The organism is Lactobacillus kalixensis DSM 16043 (genome assembly GCF_001434335.1).
GTDB lineage: Bacteria > Bacillota > Bacilli > Lactobacillales > Lactobacillaceae > Lactobacillus > Lactobacillus kalixensis.
Genome location: NZ_AZFM01000008.1, coordinates 39,159 through 55,078, shown reverse-complemented (window position 1 = coordinate 55,078; position 15,920 = coordinate 39,159). Strand labels below are relative to the sequence as shown.

At 34.8% G+C, this 15,920-nt stretch carries 17 protein-coding genes and 2 pseudogenes; 9 read left to right on the top strand and 10 right to left on the bottom strand.

All coding sequences use genetic code 11. From position 1 onward, the window contains the following. The first annotated feature begins 54 nt into the window (after positions 1 to 54). From mvk to FC46_RS03895, 5 genes are all read left to right on the top strand, one after another. On the top strand, positions 55 to 963 hold the full coding sequence (gene mvk, locus FC46_RS03915; RefSeq protein WP_057798069.1) for a mevalonate kinase: 909 nt from the start codon (positions 55 to 57) through the stop codon (positions 961 to 963). Beyond that, the gene (gene mvaD / locus FC46_RS03910; protein WP_057798067.1) at positions 963 to 1,922 is read left to right on the top strand and encodes a diphosphomevalonate decarboxylase; all 960 of its coding nucleotides are present in this window, start codon (positions 963 to 965) and stop codon (positions 1,920 to 1,922) included. The genes mvk and mvaD overlap by 1 nt, the downstream gene beginning before the upstream one ends. Positions 1,923 to 1,966: 44 nt before the next feature. Further along, positions 1,967 to 3,049 carry a phosphomevalonate kinase gene (locus FC46_RS03905; RefSeq protein ID WP_057798064.1) on the top strand — a complete coding sequence of 361 codons (1,083 nt, stop codon included), beginning with the start codon at positions 1,967 to 1,969 and terminating at the stop codon, positions 3,047 to 3,049. Positions 3,050 to 3,063: 14 nt separating this feature from the next. After that, positions 3,064 to 4,080 carry a type 2 isopentenyl-diphosphate Delta-isomerase gene (gene fni / locus FC46_RS03900; protein WP_057798062.1) on the top strand — a complete coding sequence of 339 codons (1,017 nt, stop codon included), beginning with the start codon at positions 3,064 to 3,066 and terminating at the stop codon, positions 4,078 to 4,080. Positions 4,081 to 4,149: 69 nt separating this feature from the next. After that, positions 4,150 to 4,782 (top strand): phosphatase PAP2 family protein, encoded by a 633-nt coding sequence (locus FC46_RS03895; protein ID WP_057798061.1) that lies wholly within the window; start codon positions 4,150 to 4,152, stop codon positions 4,780 to 4,782. A 42-nt stretch (positions 4,783 to 4,824) separates the two neighbouring features. On the opposite strand, the gene FC46_RS03890 is transcribed toward FC46_RS03895, so the two are convergent. The 3 genes and pseudogenes from FC46_RS03890 to FC46_RS03880 all read right to left on the bottom strand — a co-directional run bounded on the left by FC46_RS03890 (position 4,825) and on the right by FC46_RS03880 (position 7,921). Next, positions 4,825 to 6,216, bottom strand: a complete 1,392-nt coding sequence (locus FC46_RS03890) for an RsmB/NOP family class I SAM-dependent RNA methyltransferase (protein ID WP_057798059.1) — start codon at positions 6,214 to 6,216, stop codon at positions 4,825 to 4,827. Continuing rightward, positions 6,209 to 7,180: a hypothetical protein gene (locus FC46_RS03885; protein WP_057798056.1), complete on the bottom strand. Its 972-nt coding sequence runs from the start codon at positions 7,178 to 7,180 to the stop codon at positions 6,209 to 6,211. The genes FC46_RS03890 and FC46_RS03885 overlap by 8 nt, the downstream gene beginning before the upstream one ends. Then, positions 7,177 to 7,921: pseudogene (locus FC46_RS03880) on the bottom strand (SAM-dependent methyltransferase). The gene FC46_RS03885 and the pseudogene FC46_RS03880 overlap by 4 nt, the downstream one beginning before the upstream one ends. 84 nt (positions 7,922 to 8,005) lie before the next feature. Between FC46_RS03880 and lepB the strand changes: the two are divergent. Both lepB and FC46_RS03870 read left to right on the top strand, forming a co-directional pair. Then, positions 8,006 to 8,575: a signal peptidase I gene (gene lepB / locus FC46_RS03875; protein ID WP_057798054.1), complete on the top strand. Its 570-nt coding sequence runs from the start codon at positions 8,006 to 8,008 to the stop codon at positions 8,573 to 8,575. 54 nt (positions 8,576 to 8,629) lie between these two features. Next, positions 8,630 to 8,818, top strand: a complete 189-nt coding sequence (locus FC46_RS03870) for an LBP_cg2779 family protein (protein ID WP_057798052.1) — start codon at positions 8,630 to 8,632, stop codon at positions 8,816 to 8,818. Between the two features lie 53 nt (positions 8,819 to 8,871). On the opposite strand, the gene FC46_RS03865 is transcribed toward FC46_RS03870, so the two are convergent. From FC46_RS03865 to FC46_RS03835, 7 genes and pseudogenes are all read right to left on the bottom strand, one after another. Continuing rightward, positions 8,872 to 9,678, bottom strand: a complete 807-nt coding sequence (locus FC46_RS03865; protein WP_057798050.1) for a hypothetical protein — start codon at positions 9,676 to 9,678, stop codon at positions 8,872 to 8,874. 15 nt (positions 9,679 to 9,693) lie between these two features. Further along, positions 9,694 to 10,542: a hypothetical protein gene (locus FC46_RS03860; protein WP_057798048.1), complete on the bottom strand. Its 849-nt coding sequence runs from the start codon at positions 10,540 to 10,542 to the stop codon at positions 9,694 to 9,696. 1 nt (position 10,543) lies between these two features. Beyond that, positions 10,544 to 11,249 (bottom strand): annotated as a pseudogene (locus tag FC46_RS03855) (ABC transporter ATP-binding protein). Further along, positions 11,242 to 11,616 (bottom strand): GntR family transcriptional regulator, encoded by a 375-nt coding sequence (locus tag FC46_RS03850; RefSeq protein WP_057798047.1) that lies wholly within the window; start codon positions 11,614 to 11,616, stop codon positions 11,242 to 11,244. The pseudogene FC46_RS03855 and the gene FC46_RS03850 overlap by 8 nt, the downstream one beginning before the upstream one ends. A gap of 301 nt (positions 11,617 to 11,917) precedes the next feature. After that, on the bottom strand, positions 11,918 to 13,156 hold the full coding sequence (gene pepT, locus FC46_RS03845) for a peptidase T (protein WP_057798045.1): 1,239 nt from the start codon (positions 13,154 to 13,156) through the stop codon (positions 11,918 to 11,920). Positions 13,157 to 13,173: 17 nt separating this feature from the next. After that, a complete protein-coding gene (locus FC46_RS03840; RefSeq protein ID WP_057798043.1) occupies positions 13,174 to 13,971 on the bottom strand; it encodes a Nif3-like dinuclear metal center hexameric protein in 798 nt (265 codons plus the stop codon). Then, entirely contained in the window at positions 13,964 to 14,653 is a 690-nt protein-coding gene (locus FC46_RS03835; protein WP_057798040.1) for a tRNA (adenine(22)-N(1))-methyltransferase, read from the bottom strand. The genes FC46_RS03840 and FC46_RS03835 overlap by 8 nt, the downstream gene beginning before the upstream one ends. A gap of 150 nt (positions 14,654 to 14,803) precedes the next feature. Between FC46_RS03835 and FC46_RS03830 the strand changes: the two genes are divergently transcribed. Then, positions 14,804 to 15,244, top strand: a complete 441-nt coding sequence (locus tag FC46_RS03830; RefSeq protein ID WP_057798037.1) for an 8-oxo-dGTP diphosphatase — start codon at positions 14,804 to 14,806, stop codon at positions 15,242 to 15,244. Beyond that, positions 15,244 to 15,909, top strand: coding sequence for a M23 family metallopeptidase (locus tag FC46_RS03825; RefSeq protein ID WP_057798035.1), 666 nt, complete (start codon positions 15,244 to 15,246; stop codon positions 15,907 to 15,909). Before FC46_RS03830 ends, FC46_RS03825 begins: the two co-directional genes overlap by 1 nt. The last annotated feature ends 11 nt before the right edge of the window (positions 15,910 to 15,920 follow it).

Below are 15,920 nucleotides of genomic sequence, written 5' to 3'. Positions count from 1 at the left end.
TATTTTAACATAGGAGCAAAATCTTTTACTAAAAATGAAGGCTAGGAGAAAAATATGAAAAGTAGTTATTTGGCTCATGGAAAAGTAATTTTGATCGGTGAGCATTCAGTAGTTTATGGTTACAATGCTTTGGCTATGCCAATTCAAGCATTAAATATTAGAACAGATGTTGAAGATTATGATCAATTATGGATGGATACCAAACTTTATCAAGGTCCATTCTATGATGCTCCCAGTGATTATGACGGTTTAAAATATGTCGTTAAGACTATGCTAGAAAAAGCTAATAGCGATGAGAAACTGAAAATCACCTACACTGGCGAAATCCCAATGGAACGAGGCTTAGGCTCAAGCGCTACTGTTGCTTTAGGCACTACCAAAGCTTTGAATGACTACTTTAATTTGAATTTATCTGAAGACGAAATTATGGCTATTACTAATCATGCAGAAATGATTAATCATGGTAAAGCTTCCGGCTTAGATGCTGCAACTGTTAATTCAGACTATCTTGTTTTCTTTAATAAACAAGACGGTCCTAAAATGATCAAAAGTAAACTAGGTGCATACTTACTAATCATGGATACAGGTGAGCTGGGAAATACTCGTGAAGCTGTTGGATTAGTGCGTAAGCAGCTTGATTCTTCTGTAGATGCTAATAAACGAATTGAGCGTTTAGGCCAGCTAGCTGATGATACAATGTCTTCTTGGACTAAGCACGATAGTCAAAAAGTTGGTCAAATTTTTAACGAAGCACAGGATATTTTGGCTAGCTTTAAATTATCTACCCCGAAGATCGATGATTTAAGAAAAATTGCACTGGCAAACGATGCATTAGGCTTTAAATTATCAGGCGGTGGTCTTGGAGGAATCGTCATTGCAGTTTGTGATAGCCAACAAACTGCAAAAAAAATCGCGGCAAAGAGCAAAGATTTAATTAACGAAAGTTGGATCGAGGAAATTTAATGAAAAAAACTGCACGTGCACATACCAACATTGCTTTAATTAAATATTGGGGCAAAGCTGATGCCCAACTCCGCTTACCTCTAATGTCAAGTTTATCAATGACGTTAGACGCTTTTTATTCAGAAACTAGTATTTCTGCTAGTGAAGAAAATGAGTTCTTCTTAAATGATGAAAAGCAGACGGATCAATCTGCTCAACGGGTTTTTTCATACCTTCAATATCTCCAAGATCGATTCGGTGTTTCCGGAAAATTAAAGGTTGAATCAACTAACCATGTACCTACTGCAGCTGGTCTTGCATCTTCAAGTTCAGCTTTTGCAGCTTTAGCGACTGCTTTTTGTGCTTTCTACGATTTAGATGTAAATAGACGTGAATTATCTCGTCTTGCAAGAATCGGATCAGGTTCAGCAAGTAGATCAATTTTTGGCGGATTCGCAATTTGGCAAAAAGGAACAGATGATGAATCTTCATTTGCCTATCCTTTAGACGAAACACCAAGTTTAGATTTATCATTATTAGCGGTGGAATTAAATCAGAACCAAAAGAAACTTCCCTCTACTAAAGGGATGAAAGATGCACAAGCTTCCCCGTTCTTTGAACCTTGGATTAAGCGTAACGATCTTGAACTAAATGAAATGATCGCCGCAATTAAGTCAAATGATTTCACTAAAATCGGTAGTTTGGCTGAGCTTAATGCTAATGAAATGCATGCGATTAATTTAACTGCACAACCTGGTTTTACTTATTTTGAACCAGATACAATTCGTGCTATTAAGTTAATTGAAGAATTGCGCTCAAAAGGTATCGAATGCTACTACACTATTGATGCTGGTCCTAATCTCAAGATTCTAACGCAACAAAAAAATATTAAGGAAGTTAAAAAAATCTTTTTGTCGGAATTCAATAATGTTAATATAGTTAAGGCTACTTTTGGACCAGGAGTCACAGTTCTGGACTAAAAGTAAATTGGTGATTATTAATTTAGATTAGAGGATAACGTTTTTTGATAACTGAAAAAGCGCCTGGAAAGTTGTACATAGCTGGTGAATATGCTGTTTTGGAACAAAATTGCCCTGCTATTTTAGTTGCAGTCAATCAATTTGTTCGTGTTTCTATTACTGAAAGCAAGACAACAACAGGTTTAATCCATTCAAAACAGTATTCACAAGATTCTATTCATTGGGTCCGTCAAGGATCAAAAATGGTAATCGATAACCGAGACAACCCATTTGAATATATTTTATCGGCAATTTCATTCACTGAAAGCTACTGCTTGGAACAAGGAATTGACTTAACTGTTTATGATTTACACATAAATTCCGATTTGGATTCCGCTGATGGCAAAAAATATGGTTTAGGCTCCAGTGCAGCAGTGACGGTAGCTACTGTAAAAGCAATTCTACGTTTTTATGGTGTTAAGATTAGTAACGAACTCGTTTATAAACTATCAGCTATCTCCCACTACTCTGTTCAAGGGAACGGGTCTGCTGGTGATATCGCAGCTAGTGTTTATGGCGGTTGGTTAGCCTACCAGACTTTTGATAAGAGATGGCTCAAAAGTGAACTCAAAACTAAGACCTTATCTCAAGTAGTTAATGAAGCTTGGCCAGGTTTAAAGATTGAATTATTGACTCCACCAGAAAACATGAAGTTGATGATTGGTTGGAGTCAAAAACCTGCATCTACTTCTCAATTAGTAGACGAAACCAATGCAAATAAGGTTGCATTAAATAATGAGTACAAAAACTTTTTAATCAAGTCACGTGAATGTGTTTTAAAAATGGTTGAGGGCTTTGAAAATAAAGATATTGAAACCATTCAAGAGCAGATCCGTGTAAACCGTCACCTGCTTCAACACTTCGCTAAAATCAATCATATTGCAATCGAAATTCCTCGTCTGACTGATTTAATTAGTATTGCAGAAAAATATGGTGGCGCTGCTAAGACCTCTGGTGCCGGCAATGGTGATTGCGGAATTGTAATAGCTAATACTAAGTGCAATACTGAAGCATTAGAAAATGAATGGAAAGAAAATGGTATTTTACCTTTAAATTTCCGAGTCCACCAAATTACTTTTTCACATTAAAATAGAGGTTTTACATGTCAAAAAGATCTGAAAGAAAAGAAGAACATCTGGCATTAGCCCAGATGTTTTTTGATAAAGAAAAAAATAATAGTTTTGATCAAATGCACCTGCTGCGACCAGCTCTACCTGAAAGTAAAGTTGACTTAAATTCAATTAAGACTAATTTGTTTGGAAAAAGTATTGCTGCACCCTTTTATATTAATGCAATGACTGGTGGCTCTAAGAAGTCCTATGAGATCAATAAAAACTTGGGTCGAATTGCAGCAAAAGCTCAAATTCCTATGGCTCTTGGTTCAGCAAGTATTTTAGTTAAGGAACATGAACAACTTACTAGTTTTGAAATTGCGCGTGAAGAAAATCCAGATGGAATTGTAATGGCTAACGTAAATCCAGAAACGCCTGCAGAGGACGTTAAAATGATCGTTAAAGAATTGGCTGCAGATGCTTTACAAATTCACGTAAATACCGTTCAAGAAGCAGCAATGCCTGAAGGAGACCGAGACTTTCGTTGGTTAGATAATATGCGCTCTATTCGTGAAGCGCTTGATATTCCTGTAATCGTTAAGGAAGTTGGTTTTGGCTTTGACGAAAGCAGCTTAATCAAGCTAAAAAACAATGGGTTTGATTTGTTCGATGTTGCTGGTCAAGGTGGCACTAATTTTGCTCAGATTGAAAATGGGCGCAATAAGTCAGATATTTCTTACTTAGAAGATATTGGTTTACCTACCGTTATCACCAGTTTAATTGCAAAGAAAAATAATGTAGACTTCTTTGTTTCAGGTGGTGTGCGCAATCCACTCGATATCTTAAAAGGTCTGTGTCTTGGCGGAAAAATGGTTGGCATTGCCAATACTTTTTTACAAAAATTAAGTCAAGATGGTTCAGATGGATTAGAAAAAATGATTGCTGATTGGAAGGAAGAACTTGCGGTTCTACTAGCAGTCTACGGTCAAAGTGATTTGAGCAATTTAGATCAAATCAAACGATATTATGACCTCCCTCTTAAGAGTCAAATTGATCAATTATTCTAAAAAGATCTCAAAAATGCATATTGGTGTGATACACTTTTAATGTTACAAAAATAGAAGATCGAGGGAAAAATGCAAAAGAAAAATATTACTGCTATTTGTATAGGATTACCAATTTTTCTAATATTGGTATTTTCGATTGTTATGAATGCCAGTTGGCTTAATGGCTTTGACCATTTTTTTGAACAATTAGTTCATCTGATGCCAGGACTGAAAAGTTTGATGCTCAAGATTACATTCTTAGCTGATACTAAAGTTGATTTGGTCTGGATGTTGTTGATCGCAATTATTTTATGGATCAAGAAGCAGCATCCTCTTTCACTCAGTATTGTAGTTTCTTTAATTACTGCTGATGCATTTGGATGGGTGGTTAAACATGTTGTTCAACGTCCTCGTCCAATTAACCATATGGCTGTAGATGATGGTTTTAGTTTCCCAAGTGGACACACATTAGGAATGGCAATCATTGTTTTCTGGTTAATTATGATCATGATCCCGGCTTTGGTTAAAAATAGAACAGCTAGAATTTGGTTAAATGTCTTATTAATTGTTTGGCTGATTTTGGTCATGATTTCAAGAGTGTATCTTTATGCTCATTATCCTTCCGACGTTTGCGGCTCAGTTGCGCTTGGTGCAATGTGGGTTGGGATTGTCGATGCAGTTTGGGACAAAGTTACTCCTCGAACAATCAAAAATAATTTCTAGCAAAAACCCGTTAGTTTTCAAAACTAACGGTCTTTTTGTACTCTATTCATCTTTCAAAATACGTAAACCTTTAGGATAAAAGTTTTTTAAAACGCCATTCCCCGTAACTTTCCCAAAGCTAAAAATAAATCCTTCTCTTGCAACTAATATGAATCCGCGCAGTTCTGTTTTTACTCTTAAAGTTTCTCCATGCAAATATTTTTTATAATCTTCAGAACTGTCTAATTCAACCACATTCTCTTGATCAACTTGACCTAGAACTTCAGCTAATTGATGACCAGGTTCAAATCTATTCTTCTTTAAGAGACCTAATTCTACGCCATTATTGACAATCTTAAGTCCCTTTAACTCACTAGGGTTGATTGCCGGAATAAAAACATGGTCCTGTCTAACGCAGGCGTTTTCTTCCCAATTTTGAAGTGATTCTGGCAAATTAAAATGATCTAGTACTTTCTTAACAAAGCCTTTTTCTTCATTAGTTAAGCCCTTGCGGTTTTTTTGTTTCTTCTTTTTCTTACTCTTTACTTCAACTTCTTCATCAGGCATTCGCAAAATTGCTGCAAATTGCCCTTCGCCCAAATTATCCTGTGGCCAAAAGCGCAAAGTCTTCTTCAAGTCTTCTAAATCAGAGTTTATAAAACTAGGATTACCATAACTCACTTTTTCTGAAACTACATGATTGGCTTTTTCAATGGTCATGCCATATTTTTCAACTAACCAGAGCACAATTGCTTCATCTTCTTCTGGCGAGAAAGTACAAGTTGAATAGATCAACTTTCCGTTAGGCTTTAACATCTTTACAGCTTCAGTTAAGATATCTTTTTGTCTTTCAGCGCAAGTTAAAACATAATCTTGCGACCAGTAAGTTATCGCATCAGGATTTTTTCTAAACATCCCTTCCCCACTACATGGTGCATCGACAAGAATTGTATCAAAGAAATTAGGGAATTTTTTGGCTAAAGCTTCTGAGTCATTATTGGTGATTAAAGCATTGCTAATACCGAAGCGTTCTAAATTTTCGCGAAGCGCTTTAACACGCGTAGCTGAAATTTCGTTTGCAACTAACAATCCTTTATTTTTTAAAGCTTCACTCAGTGCAGTAGTTTTCCCACCTGGAGCTGCACAAAGATCAAGGACATTTTCACCTGGCTCAACTTTAGCAATATAAGCCGGAAACATGGCAGCTGGATCTTGTGAATATACACTACCACTAACCCATTCTGGATCTTGGCTAGATACTTCCCCATAATACGCATGAGGAATGTCGGGAACTGGTTGGTCAGTTGATTTAGGCGTTTTTTGTTTAAATTTTAAAGAATTAATCCGGTATGCTTTTTTGCTTTCAGTTTGTAAACTAGCAACAAGTTTTTGAGCCTCTTCTTCTCCCAAAAGTTGTTGATATTTTTCGATAAATTCTGTCGGTAAATCAAGCATTTTTTCTTTTCTCCTTATTGTGAAGAATAACAAAACTAGCAACATAAGATACTGTTGCAACAATCCAACTTATTATTAGGACAAAAGCTAAGTGTTCAGGTTTATTAATAAAGGCATGCATCCTTAAGAAGACATATGCAATGATTGCTGAAACCACTTCAATCAAAATTAAACGAACTGAACGATTCAATAGCCAATTTCTTAATAAATTCCCACTAAGATGTGTCCGTCTCACTTGTCGCCACTGCATAAAAGCAATTAATGCATTAGCAATTATTGAAATTACCCACATCAAGATAATGCCACTAATATCTTTTAAAACTGAGAAACGATGGTGTTGATGCGTTGTGACAAACTGTGGTACATGCAATTTACTACCATAATGCTTAGCAATCTTCTTAATTACACTCTTATTAGTGCTATCGATGACAATACGATAATCTCGGATACTTCCCTTAGCTGTTGGTTGGTCTACTCCAGTAGTCAAATAGTATTTTTCCTGTTCCTTTTGATGGAAATTCTTAAAAATACCAATTACTGAATAATAACGCTTGCCAAAGACAATATATTTATTGTTTTGCAATTCAACCGCGTCATCTACTGCATCTGGTCCTAAAACTGCAAAACTAACTTGTCCTTTGAAATCATCTAAACTAAAATAGCGACCTGATTGTGTTGGTAATGTAATTCCTTGATAATTTGCCCAAACTAAAACCTGATTGGTTAATTCACGATTATCTAAATGGAGCTGAAGATGTGTTTTTGGATAAGTCTTATTCAGATATTTAAGAAAATCACTAATGCTCTCAGATTTATTTGTATAAAAATAGCGTGTATTATTGCTTAACCCATGTTCTTCAAGAAGTTGATCTGCTTCTCTAGACTGCACATTTGATAGCATTGCTCCGCTTCCTAAGAAAGTTGCAAAAACGATCAAGATAAATATTATTTTCTTTAAATTCATATTCTATTTCTATCTATTTCAAATATTCTTTCATCAATAAAATCGTAACTGATAAAAGTTTTGTTAATCTTTTCCATTACTTTTGAATTATTAAAGCTAGTATTTTCCCAAAATTCAGGAGAATTAGTAGCCCCATTTTTTTCGCCAATAAAAAGCAATTTACTTGAACTAACCTCTTGCCAGATTTTAATTGCGGCAGTATCACTATGACCAAAGTTTGGTGACCAAGAGCATAGAATCAAATCAAAATCCGGATACTTCTTAATTGCATCAATTGCAGAAAGATCCTCTACCTGAATAAAGCCGTGTTGGCCCGTTTCAGAGCTTTTTGCCCATTCTAATGAATCAGTTGCAACTGTTTTAATTCCAACTTCCTGAAGAGCTTTGGACCAATATGCGTTACCTGCCATAATCTCAAGGGCTGTTGACACATGAAGTTCATTCTTAATTGCACTAGCTGTTTCTAGATTAGGTAGACTCCAAATGCCGTATTTTAAAGAAATGTACTGCCGAACGCTATCAAGCATATTTTTTATTATTCGCAAATTTGCTCTCTGCGCTTCTCCTAGATCCTCTAGCAGTTCTTCAAATTGATCAGGTAAAATACCAAGTGGAGCTGGTGCAGACTGTAAGACAGTATGCGATGCTGCCGCTTGATCAATTTTTTTAACCTCTTCTACTTGTTCATGAATTATTTAGTTCATTATCTATTTTATCTAATTTTGTTAAAAAATTTGTCATCTCAATCTTCCTTAATAATGATTTTACCATTCATAACTCATTAAATCAGTTATAATAATAAGAGCATAAAGAAGGAGAGATTAAATGGCTCAAAATAAGAAGAAAGATCAAGAGGAAAGTCTAGGTAGATTTATACTTGATATCATCATTATGATGGCAATTATGGTTGGAATCTACTACCTTTTGTTTAGTTTTGTACTTTCAAATGAAACTGTATCTGGTCCATCCATGCAACCTACTTTTGAAAATGGCGATAGAATTATTGCAGTTCGTCACTTCAACTTGAAGCGTAACGATATTGTGATTTTAAAAGCACCTGATGAAAAGAATGCATTGTACATCAAGCGTGTAATTGGACTACCTGGTGATATGGTTACAAGTAAAAACGACAAGATGTACATCAATGGTAAAGAAATTAAGCAACCATATTTGAACAATAGCTATAAGAAACAAGCTAATAAGTCTGGGGAACTTTACACTAACAACTTTACTTTGCGGCGCCGAGTACCTAAGGGGCAATATTTTGTGATGGGTGACCACCGTGATGTATCTAAAGATTCAAGATACTTTGGCTTTGTTAAACGAAGTGCGATTGTTGGTGAAGTTAAATGGCGCTACTGGCCACTAAATCAATGGCGAACTAATTTTTATTAGACTGAAAACTCCGGCAATATGTTAGAATAAATATATATAAGGAGACTGATCAAGATGAATGAACAAGAACAATTAGCTGACGCAATTATTGATTTTCAAGTTAAACATCATGTGAATGATACTGATCTAGCCTTTGCTAGTCACCTTTCAGTTGAGAAAGTTCATGCTATGAAGACCGGCGATGGCAATTTTACTGCTGAAGAAATTAATCAATTATATGATTATATGGCAGCAAATGCTTAAATTGCTCAAAAAAGCGTGTTGTAATTCAAAAGTTACAACACGCTTTTTTTATTTTATCTGTTAACAATTTTGCTTTCAGCATAATTATTAATTAACCAAAGGTCTAATCCACCAAATAGAATTGTTCCAACTAGTAACTCTAGATCAATCAAACCTGTTAGAAGATTAGCATTTCGCCCTGTAATCAAGTTTTTGGTTAATCTCATTGTGATATCACTTGCATTAACAAACATATATGAACCAATACCAACCAAGATAATAATGATCAACCATCTTACCCATTGATTATTTTTAGGTGAAATAAAATCAGTAACTGCTCGACTGGAGAAATTGATGAAGCTCACAAAAGTACTGATAAACAATACAATTAAGAATAAGAACAGTACCATATATATAAAATTCATAAAAGCATCTCCGGAAGCTAATAGTCCAAAGAAATCTTTAATTCTCCAATGTAAAGTAGCAAAGAATCCGCCTCTCATATCTTGAATAAATATGAGAATCCCATATACGGCTAGTTGAATTGCGAAGATCACGATACAGCTCAAGATATTACTGAGAATATTTGCCAAATAGAACTTCGTATTTGACATCGGAATCAGTCGCCAGGTTTGACTATTGTTAATACTTTCGCTCTTCCAAGATAGGATACCCATGAAGACTATATCAGCAACAATTGTAGTTGGAATTAACATTGAACCAGTATAGCCGATAACATCTGAACCTTTCATTGGCATCATAATATTAGTAATTTGAAATACATAGTAGATAACTACAATTAATTGACAGAGCAAAACCCACTTAATAAAGCGACTTTTTTTCCTAAACATTTGCCATTCAACGTTTTTTAAATTTGTCATCATACCTCCTCCAGACTAATTAGCTTTTGCTTCAACGAATTTGTTAATCATTAAATAGTTCAAGCCGCCAATTATTAGATCTAAAATCAATAAGAAAGTTACTTGCTCCCAAAACCAGCTGTACGTACTGCTATCAGCAGTAAAGTAGTTGATATTTCCATATACATCGCCTAGCATTTCAATTAAAAATCCTAAGAAATATACAACTCCAACCAAAACTACTAATCTAATAATCAAAAGCACAAATTTGTTAGCAGATGGTAAGAAGTCAATCACTGTACGAGTGATAAAGTGAAGAAATGAAACTATTTCATACCAAAATAATGTAACCAAAATAGTCGTTAAAGCAATCAACAAGATTGGAGAAGCAAAATCACTGAAATTAAATTGAGTATGAGCAAATTCAGTGCTAAGTTCTTTTCTTAATAAGCTATTTGAAAAATATGCTATTAGACCAAAGATTAAGCTAATTATCAGTTGCATAATTCCTAAATATACAAGGCTTGCTAAGGAACTTAAAGTATTGCCAACATACATCTTACCGTTACTAATTGGTATTAATTGCCAAGTTTGACTACGGTTAATTTTTTCATTTGTTACAGTAGTCATGATTAAGTAAGCAAAATCAATTAAACCAGCAAAAACAGCCATCATCCCTGCAAATGCCATTGAGACAGCAGTTAGCATCGAAGCGTCAGTTTTATAATTGCCAAAGTCAATTGTTGCTTGACCTTCATTACGCAATGATACAAACATAATTACTGTTGCAGCTAATGCCGCAATAACATTTATTAAAAGTAACCAATAAGCTGATTTACTTTTTTCTCTGAAAAATTCTCTAAATAAAGTCCAAAAAGATGTCATTTTACTCATCCTCGTCTTCGTATAATCCTTCGTAGTATTCATCAATACTCTTATGATTTTCTCGAATTTCATCAGCAGTCTTATGCTCTAAAATTGTATTGTCTTTAACAACTACAATTTCATCAAGAAGAGCAGAAATTTCATTTACAAAGTGATCAGAGATCAAAATGGTTGATTTTTCGTCCTTCCACATAATGATTGAATTGATAATCTTCTTGCGAGCCATTGCATCAATTCCACCAAATGGTTCATCAAGTAAGTACAAGTCGGCTTTTCTAGCAAAAGTTAACGCAATAATTAACTTTTCGCGCATCCCCCGTGATAACTGGCTCAATTTCATCTCAGGATCAAGCTTCATGAACTTTCTCAATTCTTCAAATTCATTTTCATCAAAGTCACTGAAAATATTGATATAGAAATTCACAACGTCTTGAATCTTGCTGGAATCACTGAAACCAGTTAAACCATCTGTAAAGGACAATTTAGCCTTTCTCCGGTCTTCTCTAGTTTCACCGTCTAATTCAATAGTTCCTTTGTAATTCTTGGCTACACCGGCAATAATTCGCATTAACGTGGTCTTACCTGCACCGTTTTCACCAAGCAAGGCAACGATCTTCCCACTACTTACAATCTAAGTTGACGTCTTCTAAAATTTTCTTTTGATTTTTCTTGTAACTTAAATTTTTAATCGTCAATAATTCACTCATCTTTCTCATCCCTCTGTTTTAGATAATTTTGTAAAGTTGAAACTAAACTTTCTTCTTTTACGCCCAATTTGTCCATATTTTGAACAAATTCTTCTAACTCATTATCAATTAATGATTGCTTGGTTTGATTAAGTAGCTCAGTGTCTTCTGTAACAAAGTTTCCTTCACCACGTTTGGTATAAAGAATTCCTTGATCGTTCATTTGCTGTAAAGCTCTCTGAACAGTGTTAACATTAACAGTTAATTCAAGCGCCAAATTTCTTACTGAAGGAATCTTCTCACCGGCCTTAAGCTGCCCTAAAGCGATTTGGCGGTATAGATATTGTTCAATCTGGAGATAAATTGGAATATTGTCTTTAAACTCCATTTGCTTGCCTCTTTTCACTGTATTATTTACCTATTACAGTAATAATACACCCCTTTTTGAAAATTTGCAAACTTTTAAATTTATCTTTTGTTCCACAAATTGGAAAAATTATAGTATATAAAATAAAAAAGCCATTCAAAGCTTTTAGATTAGCTTTAAGTGGCTTTTTATTTTTCAAACATAGTACAAGTGTATAACTTTTAAGATGTTTGAAAAATAGTTAAAATCGCTAATTAATTAGTATTTTAAGCTGACAAGTATTTTTGCTTTAAAATAGCAATTTTGGGTCAATTTTGTTTCACTATTTAGCTCTTTCAGCATTTAATTCTGACATCTTGAGCATTACATCCACAGTCTTGTACATTGATTCAAGTACAGTGTACTCATAGCGCCCATGCATATTTTCTTCACCAGCAAAAATATTTGGACATGGTAATCCCATATAAGTTAACTGTGAACCATCAGTACCACCACGAACTGGATCTTCGTTAATTTCTAAGCCTTCTGCCTTATAAGCATCTCTTGCTAAATTAACAATATCCATATGTTTTTCAAGTTCGTCAGCCATGTTGTAATATTGATCCCACATCTTAATTTGCAACCGTTCAGTGCCAAAATTATCATTCATTTTCTTAACGATTGACTTAACAAGAGTCTTTCTTGCTTCAAGACCGTCACGTTCAAAATCACGAATAATGTATGACATATGCGCATGATCAACTGTTCCATCCAAATTCATCAAGTGGAAAAAGCCTTCTCTACCCTCAGTATTTTCTGGACGATCGTGTTCTGGAAGTTGATTATGGAAATCAATTGCTACTTGAAGGGCGTTGATCATTTGACCTTTAGCGACAGCTGGGTGAACATTTACTCCTTGAATATCAAGTTCAAATTGTGCTGCTGAGAAAGTTCCCCAGTCAAGCTTACCTGGTGCTTCACCATCAACAGTAAAAGCAAATTCGGCACCAAAATCTTCAACGTCAAAATGTCCTGCACCAGTACCAATTTCTTCATCTGGAGTAAAACCTAAACGAATAGTACCGTGCTTAATTTCAGGATGGTTCATCAAGTATTCCGCAAAAGTCATTAGTTCGGAAATACCGCACTTATCATCTCCACCAAGAAGAGTATCACCTGATGCAGTAATGATCGTTTGACCAATATAATTCTTCAAATGTGGGAAAACTTCAGGATCTAAATAGAATTCTGAATCACCTAATTGGATCTTACCGCCATCATAGTTTTCATGAACTTGTGGCTTAACATGCTCTGATTCAAAGTCTGCAGTGTCACAGTGTGCCAAAAATCCCATAACCGGAACATCATAATCAACGTTTGATGGAATTTCAGCGATAACACAACCAGCTTTTTGATTGTAGTGAATATCACTTAATCCTAAGTCTTGGAGATCCTTCATAATTACATTCTTTTGGAAGTTTTCTTCTCTTTCAGTAGAAGGAAAACGGTCTGAATGCTCATCAGAACGTGAATTTACTTGTACATATTTCAAAAATCGTGGTAATAAACTTGGGTATTCCATGTTGTACTCCTTTTTAATTAAAATAAATCTTCAAATGGGTTAGTTGATACTTCAGATAATTCAACACCAACATTCCACTTATTCTCTTCGTTCCACTTCTTAAGGCGATCATAGACCTTATACTTAAAGAGCTTCTCGGTATAGTGTCCTGGATCAACTACAGTGATTCCTGAAGAAATCATATCATGACCAACATGATAGTAAACGTCTCCTGTGATAAAGGCATCCAGTCCTTCATCAACTGCTCGATGCCAAAATTTACCACCATCTCCGCAGATAAATGCTACGCTAGAAACTGTTTGGTTATCATCAGCAGTAATTAAACGCGCCATCTTGATCTTCATTTTATCTTTAACATAGTAGGCAAATTCTTTTGCAGTCATTGGATGAGGCAAAGTTCCTTTTCTACCAATTGCGATGCCATCATCATCTGGAGCAAATGGTTCAACGTTTTCTAATCCTAACTCTTCAGCTTGCCAGTCGGCAGAACCATTTTGTGCTTTGTCAGAATTAGTATGAATTGAATAAACGGTAATGCCATTAGCCACAAGCTTGCCATACATTGCATTTTGGGGATCAGCAAAATCCAGATTACGTGCAGGTCTAAACATTACTGGGTGGTGACTAACAATGAAGTTCACGCCCTTTTCAATTGCTTCATCAACTACTTGAGGTCGAACATCTAAAGTCGTCATCACCTTTTTAACCTCTTGATCCATTGAACCAATTTGCATTCCTACTGGATCACCTTGACTAGCAATTTCTTCTGGAAAGTCTTGCCGTAATCTTGCGACAATATCTTTAACTTTAGTCAATTAAAACCTCCTTAATTAATTGAATTTCATCTTCCACTTGTTTAATTCGCTCAGTGTCTTTTTCTCTTGCCTTATTCAAATTAGTCAGCAATTTTTCATGATAGATCAATTGACCAGTCCATTTTTCTTTAAATACCGGATTAGCATTTTTGGACTTTAAAATTAATGGGCCAAAAAAAACTTCTTTATTGGTTAATTCGTGCTTTTCATCTGTTAAAACAGCCTTGATAAGCTCATAAGTGTGCCCAGCTTCAGCGATTAAATCTTCACCTACAATTTGATAATTATGATCAATTAGCCAACGTCTTACACCAGGTTCGCCAATATTAGGTTCCAAAATCAAAGTTGGAAAATTGAATCCCTTTTGCCATGCTGTTTCTAGAATTTGGCTCATCAATTTACCACCCATCCCAGCAATGACAACTGTGTCAATCTTATCTTCATGCTTAACTGTCTCAAGACCACTACCTAATCGAGTATCAATCTTATCTTCAAGCCTTGCTTCTTTAATATCATCTTGGGCATTTTGAAGTGGTCCTTTTGCAATATCACTAGCAATCGCATATTCAATTACACTATCTTTTACCAATTCAATTGGTAGATATGCATGATCGGTACCAATATCAGCTACTCGACTTCCAGGATCTACCATTTTAGCTAAAGTATTTAAACGTAAATTCATATTACCTCAATTATTTTCATTATATAATTACAAATTCTTAATACAGATTATATCATTTTCACATCGAGAGATTTAATTATAAAAGAAAGAAAATTTATGATAATTATTTGTCTGAACTTTGTTACAATAAAAATCAGAAAGTTGGTAATTATGAAAAGAACAGAACAGGTAACTTTAACTAATATGTGTATGGTTAAAAATGGAGATAAAATACTAGTACTTAACCGAACTGATCCGGTTTGGCCTGGATTAACTTTTCCAGGAGGTCACGTTGAAGCTCACGAATCTTTTCATGATTCTGTTGTTCGTGAAATTAAAGAAGAAACTGGACTAACTATCAAAAATCCTAAATTAGTCGGTATTAAGCAGTTTTATGATCATAATAATGAACGCTATCTGGTTCTTTTTTATACTGCTAATAAGTTCACCGGTCAGCTTCATTCTTCTGATGAAGGAGAATTAACTTGGATGACAGAAAGTGAACTTAAACAACATCAGTTAGCTTATAACTTCGATCATGATCTTCCATTATTTTTCGATGAAAATCTAACAGAGCATATTTTGGATGGAAAGAGAGATGAGCTTTTTTAATGAAGAAAGGTTATGGATTATTACTTTCAATTGGGATTATTATAATTGTTCTCTTCGCATCAACACCGTTATTTGAACAATTGAAGAATCCAGGACATATTTTCCAAACTAGTATAATTAAAAAGAGTACATCACCTCATTCCAAAAAAAAGGAAAAGAAGAAACACGTTGTTACTTGGGGATATCCATTTGAGCGTTTATATAAAAAAAAGATAAAATTTAAAAGTGGTCAAAAATTCGGTATAACTGATGTTTTACGTCGAACAAAGCCCAAGAGTTACTTCCATGACGGTTATGACTTTGGCTTTTCTGAAGTTGGCCACTCACCTGTTCTAGCAATTCATGCAGGAACTGTTCATAAAGTAAAGTTTCGTGAAGGCCTTGGCCTATACGTCTGGATAATTAGTAAAGACGGCTATGTTCAAGTGTACCAAGAAGGCTTTTTGAGCATTACTGATATTTATGTTAAGAAAGGTCAACATGTTAAATTAGGGCAAAAAATTGGTCGTTTAACTGGTTCGCACATTCACTTAGGTGTAACTAAGACCGATAAACATTATATTGACAAATACGGCGATCCATGTGCAAATTGGTGGCGTGATAATGGAACTTGGCTCAATCCAATGAAGATTATCCAAGATGACATGAATAAAAAATACGATTAAAAATCAAAAAA

Coding starts and splice junctions, on each gene's coding strand:
- mvk (WP_057798069.1), top strand. CDS start 55: ATGAAAAGTAGTTATTTGGCTCATGGAAAAGTAATTTTGATCGGTGAG.
- mvaD (WP_057798067.1), top strand. CDS start 963: ATGAAAAAAACTGCACGTGCACATACCAACATTGCTTTAATTAAATAT.
- fni (WP_057798062.1), top strand. CDS start 3,064: ATGTCAAAAAGATCTGAAAGAAAAGAAGAACATCTGGCATTAGCCCAG.
- FC46_RS03895 (WP_057798061.1), top strand. CDS start 4,150: ATGCAAAAGAAAAATATTACTGCTATTTGTATAGGATTACCAATTTTT.
- FC46_RS03890 (WP_057798059.1), bottom strand. CDS start 6,216: ATGCTTGATTTACCGACAGAATTTATCGAAAAATATCAACAACTTTTG.
- FC46_RS03885 (WP_057798056.1), bottom strand. CDS start 7,180: ATGAATTTAAAGAAAATAATATTTATCTTGATCGTTTTTGCAACTTTC.
- lepB (WP_057798054.1), top strand. CDS start 8,006: ATGGCTCAAAATAAGAAGAAAGATCAAGAGGAAAGTCTAGGTAGATTT.
- FC46_RS03870 (WP_057798052.1), top strand. CDS start 8,630: ATGAATGAACAAGAACAATTAGCTGACGCAATTATTGATTTTCAAGTT.
- FC46_RS03865 (WP_057798050.1), bottom strand. CDS start 9,678: ATGACAAATTTAAAAAACGTTGAATGGCAAATGTTTAGGAAAAAAAGT.
- FC46_RS03860 (WP_057798048.1), bottom strand. CDS start 10,542: ATGACATCTTTTTGGACTTTATTTAGAGAATTTTTCAGAGAAAAAAGT.
- FC46_RS03850 (WP_057798047.1), bottom strand. CDS start 11,616: ATGGAGTTTAAAGACAATATTCCAATTTATCTCCAGATTGAACAATAT.
- pepT (WP_057798045.1), bottom strand. CDS start 13,156: ATGGAATACCCAAGTTTATTACCACGATTTTTGAAATATGTACAAGTA.
- FC46_RS03835 (WP_057798040.1), bottom strand. CDS start 14,653: ATGAATTTACGTTTAAATACTTTAGCTAAAATGGTAGATCCTGGAAGT.
- FC46_RS03830 (WP_057798037.1), top strand. CDS start 14,804: ATGAAAAGAACAGAACAGGTAACTTTAACTAATATGTGTATGGTTAAA.
- FC46_RS03825 (WP_057798035.1), top strand. CDS start 15,244: ATGAAGAAAGGTTATGGATTATTACTTTCAATTGGGATTATTATAATT.